Genomic DNA, 16,105 nt, shown 5'->3' with positions numbered 1-16,105 from the left:
ACCCGGGGTCGAAGGGGCGGAGCCCCTGGGGATGGGACGGGTAGGGGCGGCGGGGGCGAAGGGAGTGGCGGTCAGGTGAGCGTGTCCGCCAGCAGCTCGGCCGTTTCGACGATCAGGGCGTGATCCGGGGCGGCGTCCTGCGCCGGCTTCGTCGTCTGGACCACCAGGACGAGCGGGGTGCCGTCCTCCGTCCAGGCGATACCGGCGTCGTTGTTGGTGCCGTAGGAACCCCCACCCGTCTTGTCGGCGAGCGCCCAGCTGTCGGGCAGGCCGGCACGGAAGCGGTTTTCGCTGGTGGTGTTGTTCAGCAGCCAGTGAGTGAGAAGGTCCCGGTCGGAGCGGCTCAGGGCGTTGCCGAGGACAAGACGGGCGTACGTCCGCCCGATCGCACGCGGCGTCGTGCTGTCCGTGACCCGCCACGGCTCCGCCGAGTTGAGGTGCGGCTCCCAGCGGTCGAGGCGGGTCACCGGGTCGCCGAGGGAACGGGCGAAACGGGTGATGGCGGTGGGGCCGCCGAGTTCGCGCAGCAGGAGGTTGCCGGCCGTGTTGTCGCTGAAGCGGATGGCCGCGTCGGCGAGTTCGCGGACGGTCATGCCGGTGGCGACATGGTCCTCGGTGATGTCGGAGTTCTCCACCACGTCGTCCGCCGTGTAGTGGACCCGCTTGCCGAGCACCTCACCGTCACGGTCCAGATCCCGCAGTACGGCAGCGGCGGCAAGGGTCTTGAACAGGGAGCAGATCGGGAAACGCTCGTCGGCGCGGTGGCGGACGGTCTGCCCGGTGGCGAGGTTGTGCGCGAACACGCCCAGGCGGGCGCCGTGTCGGGACTCCAGTTCGCGCAGCCGGTCGGTGGTGGCGGCATGGGCCGGTGCGCCGGTGAGGAGCGCGGCTGCGGTGGCGGTGCCTGCGGTCAGCAGGGTGCGTCGGCCTAAGATCTCGGACTCCTTCGCTCGGAATTCGTAGGTCGGATTTCGTAGGTCGGATGGTGACGATCTCTGCAGTGATCGACGCCGTGCGTCATTCCTTGGTTGCGCCGCCGTAGACCATCGGCCGACGGCGCCGCGGGCCCGCTCTCGCCACAGTGGCCGTATGGACCGTATGGAGAAGACCACGGGGATCAGCAGGGCAGGTTTTCTGGCGGGGGCGGCGGCCGTCGGACTGACGGGGGCGGTGCTGCCCACGGGGCGGGCCGCGGCGACCGCACGGGAGCCGGAGCGCGGCGGGCCGGCGCGAAAAGGGCTGAAGCACCGGGGCGTCGTCTACACCGTCGGCGCGGGCGAGACGCCCGGTACCGCGTGGAGCGCCGCGCGGATGCGCGCGGACGTCCGGGTCATCCGCGACGACCTGCACGCCGACACCCTCGACGTCACCGGCGACGGCGTCGACCGCCTCATCGCCACCGCCGCCGAGGCCGCCGAGCGCGGGCTGCACGTCTGGCTCCAGCCGACCCTCGGGGACATCCCGGAGAAGGAGATCCTGGACTCGATCGCCGAGTGCGGCCGGTTCGCGGAGCGGCTGCGGCGGCAGGGCGCGAGCGTCGACTTCAGCGTGGGCTGCGAGTTCTGGCTGTTCGTGCCGGGGATCGTCCCCGGTGAGACTGTTCTGGACCGCGTCGAGAACCTCCAGAAGGGCAACGTCGACATGGCGCGGATGCAGCGCCGCCTGGCCCGCTTCACCGCGAAGGCGGCGACGGTCGGCCGCTCCGTCTTCCACGGCCGCCTCAGCTACGCCGCCGCCCAGGACGAGGAGTTCGAACCGGTCGACTGGAACCTCTTCGACGTCATCGGCATCGACTACTACTCGTACTTCCCTCAACGCACCGAGTACGTACGGGAGTTGCGCCGCTATCGGCGCTGGGGCAAGCCCCTTGCCATCACCGAGTTCGGTACGTGCGCCTACGTCGGCGCGCCCGAGGCGGGCGGCATGGGCTGGAACATCGTCGACCACACGAAGGAGCCGAACGAGATCAAGGGCCACGTCGTCCGCAGCGAGCGCACCCAGGCCGCCTACCTGGGCGATCTGCTGGACGTCTTCGAGTCGATGGGCCTGTACGCGGCGATGGCCTTCGAGTTCGTCACCCCGGACGCCCCGCACCGCCCGGACAACCCCCGCTACGACCTCGACCTCGCGAGCTACGGCATCACCAAGCCGATCAAGGACCACCCCGACGACCCGGCCTCCGACTGGCACTGGGAGCCCAAGGAGGCCTTCCACGCGGTGGCCCGCCGCTACGGCCGACGGGCGTAGCCGGCCGCGCGGAGGGACGATGTCCGGGGAGGTGCGCTCATGGACTGGACCCTGGAAGTGATCGTCGTACCGGTCACGGACCTGGACCGCGCCAAGGCCTTCTACGTCGACCGGTGCGGCTTCCGCGCCGAGATCGACACGTCCTTCTTCGAGGGCGTCGGCCGCTTCGTCCAGCTCACCCCGCCCGGCTCCCGCTGCTCGGTGGTGCTGGAGTCCGGCATGCCCGAGTCGCCGGGACAGCCGAGGATGACCCCCGGATCGATGCGGGGCCTCCAGCTCTGTGTCACCGACATCGAGGCGGCCCGGGCCGAGCTGACCGGCCGCGGCGTCGAGGTGACCCCGGTGATGCACGTGAGCGCGTCCGGATGGGCCGAGGGCCGGGGCGAGGCCTCCTGGAACTGCTTCCTCTTCTTCCAGGACCCCGACGGCAACGGCTGGACGGTCCAGGAGGCCCCGACCCCGCTGGCCGAGCGCTGACCGGTCTCGTCCGGCGCGCCCGCCGGTGCCGCTACTCGCAGTAGATGTCCTCAGCCGGTCGCTGTCCCGTCGCCAGGAAGCGCGACACGGTAGCGTCGCCGCACGCGTTGCCGTTGTCCAGGTAGGCGCCGTGGCCGGTGGAGTTCGCGGTGACCATGACGGCTCGTCGGCCCAGGGCCTCGCGCATCTTCAGGGCGCCGCTCAGCGGGGTGGCCACGTCCCGCTCGTTCTGCACCATCAGGATGTTGGACGGCCCACGGTCGGTCACCCGGGGCGGCGCCTCGCTCGGCTGCCAGTGCCACGCGGCGCAGACCATCGCGTTCCTCGGCATGCCGGCGGTCAGCGGATACTTCGCCCGGCTCTCGGCGACACCCTTCTCGTACACCGCGGCCGACCTCGGCCAGGCGGCGTCGTTGCAGATGGTCGCGGCGCCGACCCCGACGTAGTTCTGCAGCAGCTCCTCCGGCGGGCTCGGCGGCGCGGGCGGCAGCTCGCCCTTCTCCGCCGCCAGCATCAGCTTCGCCAGCTCCGGGTAGTCCTCGGGGTCGTACAGGACGTCCAGCATCGTCTGGCGCAGCCCGTTGCCGTCCAGTCGCGCCGGGTTGCCGCCGGGCCAGGGGAGGGGCTCGCGGTCCAGGCGGGCGGCGAGGGCGAGGAAGCGCGCGCGCACCTCGGCCGGTGTGCCGGCGACACGGTCGGGGTTGCCCGGCCTGGAGGCCCACTTGGCGAACTCGGGGAAGTTGTCCTCGACGCCCACCTCGAACGCCTCCAGCAGCGCGCGCTCCGCCCGCACGGGGTCGGGGTTGTCGTTGCTGTCCAGCACGATCCGGTCGGTGCGGTGCGGGAACAGGGTGGCGAACGTGGCGCCGATGTAGGTGCCGTACGAGTCGCCCCAGGCGGACAGCTTGCGCTCGCCGAGCGCGGCTCGGATGCTGTCGACGTCGCGGGCGTTGTTCTTGGTGCTGATGTGCTTCATCAGCTCACCGCCGTTGCGTGCGCAGGCGTCCGAGATGCGCCGGGCGGTGACCATGTTCTCGGTGACGGAGCCGTCCGGGGCGGGCCAGGGGCGCAGGGCCGTGCGGGCGAGGTCACGGTGCTCGACGTCGCAACTGACCGGTGTGGAGGGCGCGTTGCCGCGCGGGGCGAACCCGATCAGGTCGTAGGCCTCCCGCACCTCCTTCGGCAGCCGCTGCCCCTTGTCCGAGGGTTCGGCGAGGCTGTCCCCGCCGGGCCCGCCGGGGATGATCAGCAGCGCGCCCCTACGGGCGGACGGCTTCTCGCTGGGGATACGGGAGACGGCGATGTCGATCCGCTCCCCACCGGGGTCGGAGTAGTCCATCGGTACGGACACGGTCGCGCACCGCTGGCGCGGATCGAGCCCCTCGCCCTCGCACTCGCCCCACTTCAGGGGCGTGGGCGCGCCGGTGGCGGACGCGGTGAGGGGGGTGACGAGCCCGAAGACGACTCCGGAGGCGGCGGCGATCAGGGCGGCACTCTTGGTGATCTGCTTCATGCACAGCAGACTGACCGATATTGACGCAGCGTCACATCCCGGTAACTCCCGTATGGGAACGGGGGTTTACCCCCGGCACTCCGATCCCCCTGGCCCGACCCGAGTGCTACCCCTGACCCAACCCCAGTCTCATGATGAGCCGGTCCTCCCCGGGACCCAGATAGTCCCTGCGCACCCCGCCCTCCGCCGCGAACCCCAACGACCGGTACAGCATGATCGCCGCCGCGTTCGTCGGCTCGACCGTCAGCCGTACCTCGTGCACCCGCTCCCTGCGCAGCTGCCGCAGCACCTCCAGCATCAGCCGCTTGCCGAGCCCCCGCCCCCGCTGGTCCGCGCTCACGGCCAGGCTCAGCACCCACGTCACATAGCCGTCCGAGGTGGTGACGAAGAGGACGTAGCCGTGCAGGCACTCCCCGTCGTCCAGGACCAGGATGCGGTCGCCGTGGACGTCGAGGTGCTGACGCAGTACGAAGTAGGGATAGGGGTCCTCGGGAAAGACCTCCTCGTCCACGCGGAGCAGTTCGGGCAGATCCGCCTCGGTGACGCCCCTCATCGTCAACGGCCGATCACTGCTGTCGGCGAAGAACGCCTGGTCGGAGTGGCGACCCAGCGCAGGGAAACGTTCCTCCGGCATAGCCATCAACTGCCCCCTATGTGATGGAATGGCGTCACTCGTGCGGGTGAGCACCCGTTGCCTGCCGTTTCAGGCGCTCGGTTCGGGATCAGCCCATGGTTGAGCAGGGCGATTCCGCGGAACAAGAGGGCGAGGGTCTTATGCCTCGACGCGCTCCCAGTGCGCCTTCTTTTGGTACCGTGAGTGAATGACCCAGAGATCGTCGGGGGACGTCCAGTTGAAGAACAAAGATGTGCGCTGGGCGGCGTTCGACCCGATCGCCTACGTTGATCACAACTACCGCGACTTACAGGCAGAGGACGCGGAGATCCTGCACATGATCCGGGATCATTTCGGCGATCATTTCCGGAAGCAGGGCGTCGGCCCCGTTTCCGGTATCGACGTAGGGGCCGGTGCCAATCTCTATCCCGCGCTCGCGATGATGCCCTGGTGCGACGAGATCACCCTCTTCGAGCGCTCGCCCGCGAACGTCGCCTACCTCACCCGCCAGGTCGACTCCTACGACCCGAACTGGGACCAGTTCTGGGACGTCCTGTGCGAGTCCGAGGCGTACAACTCCCTTGGCTATGACCCGCGTGAGAGATTCCGCAAGGTCGTCTCGGTCGAGCAGGGCGACCTCTTCCAGCTGGCGGGGTACCGGCGCCAGTGGTCCATGGGGACCATGTTCTTCGTCGCCGAGTCGATGACCACCTCCCACCAGGAGTTCTCACTCGGCGTCGAGCGCTTCATGCGCGCGCTGGCCCCCGGCGCCCCCTTCGCCGCCGCCTTCATGGAACATTCGAAGGGATATCACACGGGCGAGCATTTCTTCCCGGCGTGTGACGTGGGAGAATCCGAGGTGCGCGCGAGTCTTGAGGCATTCGCGGGTGACTTCAAGGTGCAACGACTGGAATCCGCGGCCGAGGTACGCGACGGATATTCGGGAATGATCGTCGCCTGCGGTTGGCGGAATTCGGATGCGCTCATTCCGGTCGGCTGACGCGTTCGGCCGGGCGGTGAAACTTCACAACAGCACAGCGATATTCCTCAAATGATGGCAGTGCGGCCTGTGTGAGGGGCATGGGATGCAGATCAAGCCACGCCAGCATCTGCTGGACATCTGGCAGGCGGTGGCCCGCCACTCTTTCGACGGGGGAGAGTGGGCATGGGGCGACTGGGGCGGAGAGAGCAGTGTGGCCGACGCCGAGCGGCTGCTCTGCCTGCTGTACCCGGCCACCGAGATCCCCGCCTTCCGGCTGGACGACCCGGACACCACACAGGAGGACGTCCAGCAGGTCCTCAGGAGAGCCGGCGGACGGCTGGAGGTCCCGGCCAACCTCGTCACGGCCTGCGCCGACTTCATGCGGACGCACACCGGCGACGACAAGAGGCCGACGTTCGCGGGGGGTTACTACTTCGGCTCCGCCGACAAGAACAAGGAAGTCACCGAGGAACAGCGCCAGCTCGGCGTGACCGACTCGTTCTCCATGTCGATCACCCTGTGCCTGGCCACACTCGGCTTCCTCAAGGTCTACGAGACCAGGACCCGGCGCAGCGACATCAAGGAGACCATCTCCGACCTGCGCCAGGCCACCAGCAACCGGCTCACCGCCGCCATGGTCAGCCTGCTGCGCTCCTTCACCGTCAACGTCTTCGACACCGACGCCCCCCAGGGCCGTACGCTCTGCGAACTCCTCGGCCAGGGACGGCTGTCGCAGCGGCAGGTGCTCAGCAAGTTCCAGAACCGTTTCCGCTCACTGCGCGCCGCGCTCAACGAGAGCGTCTTCCTCGGCATCGACGTCCAGGAAGGCCTCAAGGACGAGAACCAGCTCTTCGAGTGCGGCTGGGCGTGGAGCATGGTGAAGGACGCGCCCGAGATCGAGACCAGCGAACCCATCGGACCGCAGCCCGAGGGCGTCGCCAACGCGGTGCCGTACCTGTACTTCACCGTGGTCGCCCTCGACGGTATCCAGGACCTGTTCTCCGACCGCACCCTCACCCTCGGCCTGCTCAACACCGAGCAGCAGAAGCTCGCCGAGGCGCTCCGGCTGCGGTGGGAGCTGACCCAGCAGTACTGGTCCCGCATCGCCCGCTTCGACGACGACCGCTGGCCCCTGGAGGACATCCCCTGGCGTACGACGGGACAGCGGCTGGAGTCCGCGTACTTCTCCCTCTCCGTCGCCGCCATCCTCGTGCACGACCTGATGCGCCGCCGCGCCACCGACGACGACCTGACCCGCACCGTCGGCATCATGGAACGCCTCGCCGAGCGCGGCCGCATCACCAGCCGGATGACCCGCGAGGACCCCATGGTCCACGAACTGCACAACGTGGGCGTCGCCCTGCCGCTGCAGGGCAGCGAGCGGATCGGGCCGCCCTTGACGTGGTCCATCACCGACTTCTCGGCGCAGCTGCTGAAGCGGACCGTCCAGCTGTGCACGCTGTCGCGCAACCTCTCCTCGCACGACCGGCTGCTCCGCCTCGCCGAGGACATCTTCGACCACATGTGGCGGCGCCGCATCCGCGACGGCGAGGGCGTCGGCCTCTGGGACAACGTGCACGCCGCCTATCCCGAGGCGGACATCCTCAAGCGGCGCGTCCCGGTGTCGTGGAGCATCACCGAGCGAGTGACCGAGGTCATGGTCCAGGCCCACGAGATGTACCGGCAGCCCCCGATCCGCAGCCTCGAACTCACCGAACTGGCAAGGGCGTTGCTCAGCGAGTCCGCGCACCTGCTGGGCAACGAACAGATGGAACCCGCGCCGACGGACTCCGGACGGCACGGGATGGAGATCAGGAACATCGAGGTCAAGTTGCGCCGCGCCCGCAGCCTCGTGGACGAACAGCCGGGTACGGCCTACGCGTTGACGCTCGACGTGCTGGGACAGCTCGACTCGCTCGCCCGCGCCCGCGAGGCCGCGGACCGGGGAGTGTGAACCGTGCTGATCTTCGCCGCCTCCGACAAGGGAGGCACGGGCCGCTCCGTGACCAGTGCCAACCTCGCCTACCACCGGGCGCTGGCCGGGGACGACGTCTGCTACCTCGACTTCGACTTCGGCTCGCCCACCGCGGCCGCCGTCTTCGACGTGGCCGACGCCCGCGAGGAGACCGAGGACCGCGGTCTGCACGCCTACCTCATAGGCGAGGTCAGCGAACCGGCCCGGATCGACGTCTGGGCCGACACCGAGCACCAGGTGCTGCGCTTCCCGCCGCCCGGCTGCGGCCGGCTGGTGCTGATGCCCGGCGACGTCAGCGGCGGCGAGTTCGCCACCAGCGACGACAACCTGCGCCGCTGCGTCGACCTGCTGATGACGCTGTACTACGAGTTCGACCTGGTCGTCGTCGACCTCAGCGCCGGCCGCTCCTACGCCGTCGACATGGTCCTGGAGGCCACCGCACAGCCGGAGATGCGTGACGTCACGGCCCGCTGGCTGGTCTTCCACCGCTGGACCCGCCAGCATGTGGCGGCCGCGGCCAGCCTGGTCTTCGGCAGGCGCGGCATCGTCGCGGGCGGCGTCGACCGAGGCCACGACGAAGCGGCACTGCGCAACGCCATCCGCTTCGTGCGGGCCGCCGTACCCGACCCCGAGTCCTCCCTGTGGTCCCAGGTCTCGCCCACCCAGTCGGCGTGGATGCGCAAGACCGACGGCGACCTCAAGCAGCTCGCCTCCACCCACGGCATCGGCTACAGCCAGGTCCTCGGCTCCGTACCCCTCGAACCGGTCCTTCAGTGGCGGGAGCAGCTCATCACCGACGAGGACGTGCTCGACAGCCAGATCGCCAACGAGGCGACCTGGCAGGCGCTGAGCCAGCTCGCCGTACGGCTGACCGACGACAAGTACTGGGAGGAGGCATGACCGACACCGCCTTCCGGGAGACCACCGCCGAGCCCGTCACCAAGTCCGTGCCGCTCGCCCATCTCTCCCTGGAGCTCGGCCACCTCTACATGGAGGACTTCGAGGCCGGCCCCAAGCGGCTGGGCGAGCACTTCGCCGAGGTACGGGTCTGGGCGGACGCGGTCCGCGCTTCGGCGGCCCGCCGCAGCAAGCGGCCGCGCATCAGCACCTGCTTCCTGATCGACGACTACTTCACCCGCTTCTCCACCCCGGCCGAGCTGATCCCGATGATCCTCAAGGAGGCCGAGAAGGCCGGCCTGGTCATCGACTACCTGGCCCGCGAGTCCAGCTGCGCGGTGGCCGACCGCATAGAACTCGCGGAGTCGGTCATGCACCGCCTCGTCGAGTCACCGCCGCCCGGCAGCTACGGCTCCCGCCCGCCCGTCAGCCAGACCGGCTGGCTCGCCAACGGCCAGCGCACCCCGTCGACGTCCCGCAGCGCCCTGGGCGCGGTCAAGGGCTGGGAACCGCCCCAGGAGACCGCCGCCCGCAACCACTCGGTGTTCATGGACGTCGAGCTGTGGTCCGAGAAGGACGGCAAGCGCCTGTGGTCCTGCCCTTTCCTGGCGGCCGTGTGGCAACTGGCCCGCCTCGGCCTGTTACGGCACCTGGGCGAGCCCGTGCTGGTACCCAAGGACTGGGAGGGCGAGGACTTCCCGCACGACTGGGACCGCCTGCCCCCGCTGACCAGGCTCAGCGACACCAAGGCCGCCTTCAGCGCCTACCGCACCTGCACCCTGATGCCGAACCGCTTCCTCGCCGTCGAGGACGCCGTACGGCTCATCCTCGACCAGACCGACGTCGACGCCGGGGCGCTCCAGCAGGTCGCCGAACGGTCCGCCGCCGAGCGGATGCCGGTGCCCGCGGCGGTCGCCCAGCGCGCCACCTACGTCTTCTACGAGGAGCCCGGCGACTCCTCCGAGGCCGAGGAGACCTGAGATGACGGCGGCCCCCGGCCAACCGGCGCGTTCGGTCCTCGCCTGCGGTGAGGTACGCACCTGTCTGCTGCCGTCCGTCCAGGCCCTGGACGCCCGGGCCGCCGCCCAGCTGCTCAGGCTGCGCAACGACGAACACGTCCGGGTCTCCGAACGGCCCAGCATGTACGCCCTGTCCCCCGAGATCCTCACCGGCGTCGACTGCCGCCTGCCCGCCTCCAACGGTACGAAGGTCAGGGGCGTCGGTACGGTGGCGGCGCGCGCCGTCCTGACCGAGGGCCGGCTGCTCCAGTCGACGGCGTACTTCAGCCTCCCGGCCACCGGGCCGGACATCCGGCGCCCGTGGGGCCAGTACCTCGTACGCCCCGGCCTGGTGGAACCCTTCGGCAAACTGCCCCAACAGGCCACTGCAGAGGGCGTGTTGAGAGGCGCGGGACGCGGCGAACTCGACCTCGGGATGATCTCCGAGGGCCTGCTGGCCCAGCTCCGCCGCCATGCGCTGCTCGACCGCAGGGTGCCGTTCAAGTCGAGCCCGACGCGCCTGCGTTGGGTGGCGCGACGGATCCCGGCAGGGGAGCGGGCGTCCCTGGCGAACTTCACGGTGGCCGAGGGCGGACTGCGGACGATGGAGCTGAGGCTCCCGGAGGACGTGCCGGCATCGGCCGCGGCGGGCCTCTGCGAGGATCTCGCCCTGCACGACTGGCTTTTGACGACCGTTCAGCACATGCTGGACAACAGCCGGATCGGCGCCATAGACGGACCATCGGTGGTCGAGGCCCTTCACCCGGTCGTGGTTCATCTGCTGCATCTGTGGATGCCGCGCGCACACGTGGACCCCGCGCTGGCCCACCTGTGGGACGTACTGGAAGTAAAGCCGGGGTTCTCCCGTCAGTGGGAGAACCTGAGCCGGCGCATCAGAGACCGACTGGCCCTCCAGGCCGTGGCGATGCCGCAGCAGGCGCTCAGCACGAGTTGAGGGACGAGGGCCGCCCGGAACCGACTACCCGACGGGGGATGAGAAATGAGCGGAGCGTCGTCGTTAGGATCAGGCGGCAACGGGCAAGGGGCGCCGCGTCCGGAACAGCCGCGTATGCCCAAGATGTTCTGGCGGATAGTGATCACCGCGGGTGCGGCGGGCGGTGCCTTCCTGCTGACCAGCATCCTGGACCAGGACGACGGGAACATCTGGCAGTGGGTGGCGTCCATCGTCATCGGCAGCGCGGCGCTGATCGTGCAGTACCTGATCGACTTCGGCGAGCGGTTCGAGAAGGTCGACACCCGCTTCAACGAGATCCTCGCCGCCACGGAGCTGTTCAGTCAGGTCGACGGCTCCGTGCTGCGCTCCGACGAGGTGACCCGGCTGGTCCTCGGCTACACCAAGGTCCGTGAGCGGGGCGGCGACATCGTGCAGGCCTTCGCCGAGAAGGAGCTGGGCCGCCTCGCCAAGATGATGGAGGGCCTCGGCAGCGGCACCGCGGACTGCCCCGGCGAGAACCACGAGTGGCTGATCGACCTCACCGACTGCGTCAAGATGACCCTCGACGCCACCAGCACCTCGGTGGACCGGGAGTTCTGGACCAGCGGGCCCGCCGACCGGTACCTCGCCGCGCAGGAGAAGGCGATCAAGCGGCGGGGCGTGGAGATCCGCCGCCTGTTCATCGTACGGACCGAGGACGAGGTCACACCGGAGCTCATTGCGCTGCGCGACGACCATCGGCGGCGGGGCATCGACGCGCGTATCGCGGTGCGGTCGCTGATGGAGTCCAACCCCAGGGTGAGCGACTTCATCGTCTTCGACGGCGAACTCTGCCACGAGACGAAGCCGGACCAGGAGAACAACCCCGACAGCACGCTGCTGAGCGCCGAGCCGGACCATATCGAGGACCACATCACCCAGTTCACCGAGCTGTGGTCCGAGGCGGAGCGTCAGCAGACGGCTCCGCGGGTCACCGCAGAGACGTAAGGAAGCCGGTCCAGGCGGGGGCGGAGATGAGGAGTACGGGGCTGTCCGAGGCGAGCTTGCTGTCTCGGACGGGGACTGCGCCGGGGACGCCGTCGGCTACCTCGACGCAGTTGCCGCCGTTGCCGTCGCTGTAGCTGCTCTTGCGCCAGCTCGCGTTACTCAGGTCGTACTCGCGCATCGTCTGAAGTCCTCCGCCGCCGACTCGATCATGGCCAGGGACGCCTCTGGCGACAGCGCGGCGGCCCTGAGCAGATCGTATGCCCCGTACGCGCGCTTCACCACAGCCGGATCGTCCAGCAGAGTCCCCGAATACACGCCTTCTGTATAGGCCGTTGGTGGGGCGTCCTCGAACTCCATGAGCTTCAGGTCTCCTGTCATGACGGCGTACGCCCCAGCCGCGCACGGCAGCACCTGGACCAGCACCGTTCGCTCCCGTGCCATCGCCGCCACGCGCTCCAGCTGCTCGGCCATGACCGCCGGGCCGCCGACCGGGATGCGCAGCACGTTCTCGTGCAGGACGACCCAATACACGGGCCGTGTAGCGTCCTTGAGGATGTGCTGGCGCTCCAGTCGGCCGGATACCTTGTCCTCGATGTACTCGTCCGCCGCGAACGGGTTCATCGCCAGCGTGACGGCCCGGGCATACCCAGCCGTCTGCAACAGGCCCGGCACCAGCGCGGGCGCGAACTCGCAGATCTTTGTCGCGAGCCGCTCCAGCTCTGCCGCCTCGGCGAAGTAATCCGCGTACCGCTGGTCATTGATGAGGCGGCGCCACATCCGCTCGAAAATACCGTCGGTTTGTAGCGCAACGTCAATCCTCTGCGCCACGTCCAATTGGGGTTTTCGGATCGCCTGTTCGAACTGGCCGATGTAACCACCGGAGACAAATACCCGAGCCCCCAGTTCCACCTGAGTGACCCCCGCATCCTCCCTCCGCCGCTTCAGTTCCGCGCCGAAGAACTCCCACGCCGCCTGACGTGAAGCATTGGCCATGGCCAACCCCATTGCACTTCCCCGCACTTGTAGGGCACAGACTCCTGCCGAGTGTAGGCGTCGCAGGTCAGGATGGAGATGAAATGAGTGAAACCCAAATAGGAGGGGAGACCGGTGACGGCACGACACTCGGCGCACTGCGTCGAAGAAGCGGAGGAAGCAGTGAAGGAATTGCGGGCGGTGCTGCAGAAGGCAGGAATTACGCTCCCGACACTCCGGATCGACCCGGCGAGTCTTGCGCGTGAAGCACCTTGCCCGCTCGTCGAATTGGGCCGGTGTTCGGTCGAGACCGCGCAGCGCCTCGCGGCGGTACTGCGATGAAGCCACCGATCGGGTCGTACGTCGTCGACACACGCAACGGAAGAATCGGCATCGTCATGGGACACGAGGGACCGTACGTCCAACTCAGACCGTACGGCGGCGGCAAGGAATGGGACGCCGAGCCCGGAGTCGTCCGTACGGCCAGCCCCGCCGAGCGGCTGCGCGCGGCGACGGCGTACGCGAACGCACGAAGCCGGGGTGAGGTTCCTTGACCGTCCCGTAGGGTGCGGCGGCATGGGCTTGTGGAGATGGAGACGGAGAGGGCCGAAGGCCACCCGCCGCTACCCCGTGCCGCTCACCACGCACCAGCTGTGGATGGTGTCGCTGAGCGCGCCGGTGAGCAGGGACAAGGGCGCCTCGCGGACCACGCTGTACCCGTTCGCGCGGATCGACGACGACGGGGCCCGGCGCTGGCTGGCCGAGCAGTGGGAGATCACGTCGCGGGCGCAGCTGGTCGGCCGGCTCGACGAGCTGTCCCGCAGCGGGTACCGGGCCCGGGCGTACCGGGTCACCGGCGTCTCGCCGCTCGCCTGGGACGCCGCGCTGTACGTCGACATCGCCCGCCGTGGCTTCGCGTGCGGGCTGATCGACGAGTCCGACGCCTGGACCGCGCTGAAGAACATCGTGCCGTCGGTGGTCGGGACGTATGCCTCCTGGCAGGAGTACGCCGCTCACTATCTGCTCGGTCGGAAGGTGTGGCGGGAGGGGCTGCGCGGGACGACGGACAACGGTTTCCCGGCCTCGCAGGCGACCGCCGACGCGCATCTGCGTGCGCTGCTGGACCCGGAGAATCGTTCCAGCCCGTGGAACCTGGCCCCCTGGAACACCATCAGCCACCCCGACCGCACCCGGTGACTGTGGCCGTACGAGAGAATGAACCCATGAGTCGGAGGCTGGGCGGAGGTGTGCGATGAGTCTCTTCCGGGATGACGGCATCGTCCTGCGGACCCAGAAGCTCGGCGAAGCCGACCGGATCATCACGTTGCTCACTCGTGGGCACGGGCGGGTGCGGGCCGTGGCCCGGGGGGTGCGGCGTACGAAGTCGAAGTTCGGGGCGCGGCTCGAACCGTTCTCCCATGTCGACGTGCAGTTCTTCGCGCGGGGGAGTGAGCTGATCGGGCGCGGGCTGCCGTTGTGCACGCAGAGCGAGACCATCGCTCCGTACGGCGGCGGGATCGTCAGCGACTACGCCCGCTACACCGCCGGGACGGCCATGCTGGAGACGGCCGAGCGGTTCACCGACCACGAGGGCGAGCCGGCGGTGCAGCAGTACCTGCTGCTGGTCGGCGCCCTGCGGACCCTCTCCCGCGGCGAGCACGCGCCCCACCTCGTCCTCGACGCCTTCCTGCTCCGCTCCCTCGCCGTCAACGGCTACGCCCCCAGCTTCAGCGACTGCGCGAAGTGCGGTCTGCCCGGCCCGAACCGCTTCTTCTCCGTGGCCTCCGGGGGCTCGGTCTGCGTCGACTGCCGGGTGCCCGGTAGCGTCGTACCGTCGCCGCAGACCCTCGAACTGCTCGGCGCGCTGCTCACGGGAGACTGGGAGACGGCCGACGCGTGCGAGGCGCGGCATGTCCGGGAGGGCAGCGGGCTGGTGTCCGCCTATCTGCACTGGCATCTGGAGCGCGGGCTGCGCTCGCTTCGGTACGTGGAAAAGTAAGCGGCAAGACACGGTAAGAAGCGGTAAGAGGAGACGAGAAGCACATGGCCGTCAGTGGGTTCCTGGGGCGTCGGCGACGCGAGTACAGGACGCCGGAGCCGCACCCGTCCGGCGCCCGCCCGCCGAAGCTTCCCGGTGAGCTGATCCCGAAGCATGTGGCGATCGTCATGGACGGGAACGGGCGCTGGGCCAAGGAGCGGGGGCTGCCGCGTACCGAGGGGCACAAGGTCGGTGCCGAGCGGGTGCTGGACGTCCTGCAGGGCGCGGTCGAGATGGGTGTGGGGGCGATCTCCCTGTACGCCTTCTCCACCGAGAACTGGAAGCGGTCGCCGGACGAGGTGCGCTTCCTGATGAACTTCAACCGCGACTTCATCCGCAAGACCCGCGACCAGCTCGACGAGCTCGGCATCCGGGTCCGCTGGGTGGGCCGGATGCCCAAGCTGTGGAAGTCGGTCGCCAAGGAGCTTCAGGTCGCGCAGGAGCAGACCAAGGACAACGACAAGCTGACGTTGTACTTCTGCATGAACTACGGCGGGCGGGCCGAGATCGCGGACGCCGCGCAGGCGCTTGCGGAGGACGTTCGGGCCGGGCGGCTGGACCCGTCCAAGGTCAACGAGAAGACCTTCGCCAAGTACATGTACTACCCCGACATGCCGGACGTGGACCTCTTCCTGCGTCCCAGCGGTGAACAGCGCACCTCCAACTACCTTCTCTGGCAGAGCGCCTACGCCGAGATGGTCTTCCAGGACGTCCTCTGGCCGGACTTCGACCGCCGTGACCTGTGGCGGGCGTGCGTGGAGTTCGCGTCGCGTGACCGGCGGTTCGGCGGGGCCATCCCGAACGAGGAACTGCTGGCCATGGAGGGCCGGCAGGACCAGGGCTGAGCCGGGTCCTCCGTGGGCGGAACCGAAGCTAGGGTTCCGCCCATGGATCACCAGGGGCGGGACATCATCCAGGACACGGACACCGTCGAGCTGGCCTACCGGCCATCACGCAGCGACCTCCTCAGGGCCGTGCTGGTACGCGAGCGCATCCGTCGACTGAACCTGCTGCGCTGGCTGTTTGCCGCGCTGTTCGCATTGCTCACCGTGTTGCAGGCGATGTCGGGCTGGACGCTCTCGGTGGTACTCGGCGGCTTCTGCGCCATCGTGATCTGGGGGATTCCGCACCTACAGGCCCACCACGCGCTGCGTACCGTCGGTTGGCAGGGCGATTACCGCGTGACCGTCACCGACACGGGAGTCACGACCGTCACCGATCACGTGACGCTGACCCAGCGCTGGTCCGTGTTCCGGGGCTACCGGGAGACTCGCGACCACGTGGTCCTGCTCAGCAGGGACCCGAACATCCTGCTGGTGGAGGTACTACCCAAGCGCGGTGCCGCCGGTCCGGCCGACATCGACCGTCTGCGTGCTCTGCTGGGCCGCCACCTGCCCCGCGTGTAACAACCCGACCTGAACTCGCCCCCGCCGCCCCTACCCGTCCCATCC

General features: G+C 69.1%; 18 protein-coding genes. 13 read left to right on the top strand and 5 right to left on the bottom strand.

Annotation, left to right across the window (positions count from 1 at the left end):
* Positions 1-71 precede the first annotated feature (71 nt).
* On the bottom strand, positions 72-935 hold the full coding sequence (gene bla, locus L0P92_RS32105) for a class A beta-lactamase (protein WP_234766571.1): 864 nt from the start codon (positions 933-935) through the stop codon (positions 72-74).
* A 163-nt stretch (positions 936-1,098) separates the two neighbouring features.
* On the opposite strand from bla, the gene L0P92_RS32100 reads away from it, so the two are divergent.
* Complete coding sequence (locus L0P92_RS32100; protein WP_234766570.1) at positions 1,099-2,247, top strand: glycoside hydrolase family 113 protein; 1,149 nt, start codon at positions 1,099-1,101, stop codon at positions 2,245-2,247.
* A gap of 39 nt (positions 2,248-2,286) precedes the next feature.
* Positions 2,287-2,724 (top strand): VOC family protein, encoded by a 438-nt coding sequence (locus L0P92_RS32095; protein ID WP_234766569.1) that lies wholly within the window; start codon positions 2,287-2,289, stop codon positions 2,722-2,724.
* Positions 2,725-2,755: 31 nt separating this feature from the next.
* Here L0P92_RS32095 and L0P92_RS32090 read toward each other — a convergent pair whose 3' ends face one another.
* Both L0P92_RS32090 and L0P92_RS32085 read right to left on the bottom strand, forming a co-directional pair.
* Positions 2,756-4,237, bottom strand: coding sequence for an alpha/beta hydrolase (locus L0P92_RS32090; RefSeq protein ID WP_234766568.1), 1,482 nt, complete (start codon positions 4,235-4,237; stop codon positions 2,756-2,758).
* A 106-nt stretch (positions 4,238-4,343) separates the two neighbouring features.
* Positions 4,344-4,877, bottom strand: a complete 534-nt coding sequence (locus L0P92_RS32085; protein ID WP_234766567.1) for a GNAT family N-acetyltransferase — start codon at positions 4,875-4,877, stop codon at positions 4,344-4,346.
* 181 nt (positions 4,878-5,058) lie between these two features.
* On the opposite strand from L0P92_RS32085, the gene L0P92_RS32080 reads away from it, so the two are divergent.
* The 6 genes from L0P92_RS32080 (at position 5,059) to L0P92_RS32055 (ending at position 11,644) form a co-directional block, all read left to right on the top strand.
* Positions 5,059-5,850, top strand: coding sequence for an SCO2525 family SAM-dependent methyltransferase (locus L0P92_RS32080; RefSeq protein ID WP_234766566.1), 792 nt, complete (start codon positions 5,059-5,061; stop codon positions 5,848-5,850).
* 85 nt (positions 5,851-5,935) lie between these two features.
* A complete protein-coding gene (locus tag L0P92_RS32075; RefSeq protein ID WP_234766565.1) occupies positions 5,936-7,786 on the top strand; it encodes an SCO2524 family protein in 1,851 nt (616 codons plus the stop codon).
* A 3-nt stretch (positions 7,787-7,789) separates the two neighbouring features.
* Positions 7,790-8,707, top strand: a complete 918-nt coding sequence (locus L0P92_RS32070; protein ID WP_234766564.1) for an SCO2523 family variant P-loop protein — start codon at positions 7,790-7,792, stop codon at positions 8,705-8,707.
* Positions 8,704-9,684, top strand: a complete 981-nt coding sequence (locus L0P92_RS32065) for an SCO2522 family protein (RefSeq protein ID WP_234766563.1) — start codon at positions 8,704-8,706, stop codon at positions 9,682-9,684. Before L0P92_RS32070 ends, L0P92_RS32065 begins: the two co-directional genes overlap by 4 nt.
* A gap of 1 nt (position 9,685) precedes the next feature.
* Positions 9,686-10,657 (top strand): SCO2521 family protein, encoded by a 972-nt coding sequence (locus tag L0P92_RS32060; RefSeq protein ID WP_234766562.1) that lies wholly within the window; start codon positions 9,686-9,688, stop codon positions 10,655-10,657.
* 114 nt (positions 10,658-10,771) lie between these two features.
* Positions 10,772-11,644 carry a DUF6879 family protein gene (locus L0P92_RS32055; RefSeq protein ID WP_234766561.1) on the top strand — a complete coding sequence of 291 codons (873 nt, stop codon included), beginning with the start codon at positions 10,772-10,774 and terminating at the stop codon, positions 11,642-11,644.
* Here the strand turns inward: L0P92_RS32055 and L0P92_RS32050 are convergent.
* Both L0P92_RS32050 and L0P92_RS32045 read right to left on the bottom strand, forming a co-directional pair.
* On the bottom strand, positions 11,628-11,822 hold the full coding sequence (locus L0P92_RS32050; RefSeq protein ID WP_234766560.1) for a DUF397 domain-containing protein: 195 nt from the start codon (positions 11,820-11,822) through the stop codon (positions 11,628-11,630). The two genes, L0P92_RS32055 and L0P92_RS32050, sit on opposite strands and share 17 nt — an antisense overlap.
* Positions 11,804-12,637 carry a helix-turn-helix domain-containing protein gene (locus tag L0P92_RS32045; protein ID WP_234766559.1) on the bottom strand — a complete coding sequence of 278 codons (834 nt, stop codon included), beginning with the start codon at positions 12,635-12,637 and terminating at the stop codon, positions 11,804-11,806. The genes L0P92_RS32050 and L0P92_RS32045 overlap by 19 nt, the downstream gene beginning before the upstream one ends.
* Before the next feature lie 317 nt (positions 12,638-12,954).
* On the opposite strand from L0P92_RS32045, the gene L0P92_RS32035 reads away from it, so the two are divergent.
* From L0P92_RS32035 to L0P92_RS32015, 5 genes are read left to right on the top strand one after another with little or no spacing between them, the layout of a single operon-like run.
* Entirely contained in the window at positions 12,955-13,170 is a 216-nt protein-coding gene (locus L0P92_RS32035) for a hypothetical protein (protein ID WP_048586377.1), read from the top strand.
* Positions 13,171-13,192: 22 nt separating this feature from the next.
* A complete protein-coding gene (locus L0P92_RS32030) occupies positions 13,193-13,813 on the top strand; it encodes a DUF1266 domain-containing protein (protein WP_234766557.1) in 621 nt (206 codons plus the stop codon).
* Between the two features lie 55 nt (positions 13,814-13,868).
* The gene (gene recO / locus L0P92_RS32025) at positions 13,869-14,615 is read left to right on the top strand and encodes a DNA repair protein RecO (RefSeq protein WP_234766556.1); all 747 of its coding nucleotides are present in this window, start codon (positions 13,869-13,871) and stop codon (positions 14,613-14,615) included.
* Between the two features lie 44 nt (positions 14,616-14,659).
* Positions 14,660-15,499, top strand: coding sequence for an isoprenyl transferase (locus L0P92_RS32020; RefSeq protein ID WP_234766555.1), 840 nt, complete (start codon positions 14,660-14,662; stop codon positions 15,497-15,499).
* A 42-nt stretch (positions 15,500-15,541) separates the two neighbouring features.
* Positions 15,542-16,060, top strand: a complete 519-nt coding sequence (locus L0P92_RS32015) for a YcxB family protein (protein ID WP_234766554.1) — start codon at positions 15,542-15,544, stop codon at positions 16,058-16,060.
* The last annotated feature ends 45 nt before the right edge of the window (positions 16,061-16,105 follow it).

This window comes from Streptomyces muensis (assembly GCF_021474425.1).
In the GTDB taxonomy this organism is placed as follows: domain Bacteria; phylum Actinomycetota; class Actinomycetes; order Streptomycetales; family Streptomycetaceae; genus Streptomyces; species Streptomyces muensis.
Note: the sequence above shows the minus strand (reverse complement) of the source record. Positions and strands in the feature narration are given on the sequence as shown.

Coding starts and splice junctions, on each gene's coding strand:
- L0P92_RS32065 (WP_234766563.1), top strand. CDS start 8,704: ATGACCGACACCGCCTTCCGGGAGACCACCGCCGAGCCCGTCACCAAG.
- L0P92_RS32050 (WP_234766560.1), bottom strand. CDS start 11,822: ATGCGCGAGTACGACCTGAGTAACGCGAGCTGGCGCAAGAGCAGCTAC.
- L0P92_RS32030 (WP_234766557.1), top strand. CDS start 13,193: ATGGGCTTGTGGAGATGGAGACGGAGAGGGCCGAAGGCCACCCGCCGC.
- L0P92_RS32020 (WP_234766555.1), top strand. CDS start 14,660: ATGGCCGTCAGTGGGTTCCTGGGGCGTCGGCGACGCGAGTACAGGACG.
- L0P92_RS32045 (WP_234766559.1), bottom strand. CDS start 12,637: ATGGCCAATGCTTCACGTCAGGCGGCGTGGGAGTTCTTCGGCGCGGAA.
- L0P92_RS32075 (WP_234766565.1), top strand. CDS start 5,936: ATGCAGATCAAGCCACGCCAGCATCTGCTGGACATCTGGCAGGCGGTG.
- L0P92_RS32100 (WP_234766570.1), top strand. CDS start 1,099: ATGGAGAAGACCACGGGGATCAGCAGGGCAGGTTTTCTGGCGGGGGCG.
- L0P92_RS32035 (WP_048586377.1), top strand. CDS start 12,955: ATGAAGCCACCGATCGGGTCGTACGTCGTCGACACACGCAACGGAAGA.
- L0P92_RS32015 (WP_234766554.1), top strand. CDS start 15,542: ATGGATCACCAGGGGCGGGACATCATCCAGGACACGGACACCGTCGAG.
- L0P92_RS32090 (WP_234766568.1), bottom strand. CDS start 4,237: ATGAAGCAGATCACCAAGAGTGCCGCCCTGATCGCCGCCGCCTCCGGA.
- L0P92_RS32095 (WP_234766569.1), top strand. CDS start 2,287: ATGGACTGGACCCTGGAAGTGATCGTCGTACCGGTCACGGACCTGGAC.
- L0P92_RS32080 (WP_234766566.1), top strand. CDS start 5,059: ATGACCCAGAGATCGTCGGGGGACGTCCAGTTGAAGAACAAAGATGTG.
- L0P92_RS32060 (WP_234766562.1), top strand. CDS start 9,686: ATGACGGCGGCCCCCGGCCAACCGGCGCGTTCGGTCCTCGCCTGCGGT.
- L0P92_RS32085 (WP_234766567.1), bottom strand. CDS start 4,877: ATGGCTATGCCGGAGGAACGTTTCCCTGCGCTGGGTCGCCACTCCGAC.
- recO (WP_234766556.1), top strand. CDS start 13,869: ATGAGTCTCTTCCGGGATGACGGCATCGTCCTGCGGACCCAGAAGCTC.
- L0P92_RS32055 (WP_234766561.1), top strand. CDS start 10,772: ATGCCCAAGATGTTCTGGCGGATAGTGATCACCGCGGGTGCGGCGGGC.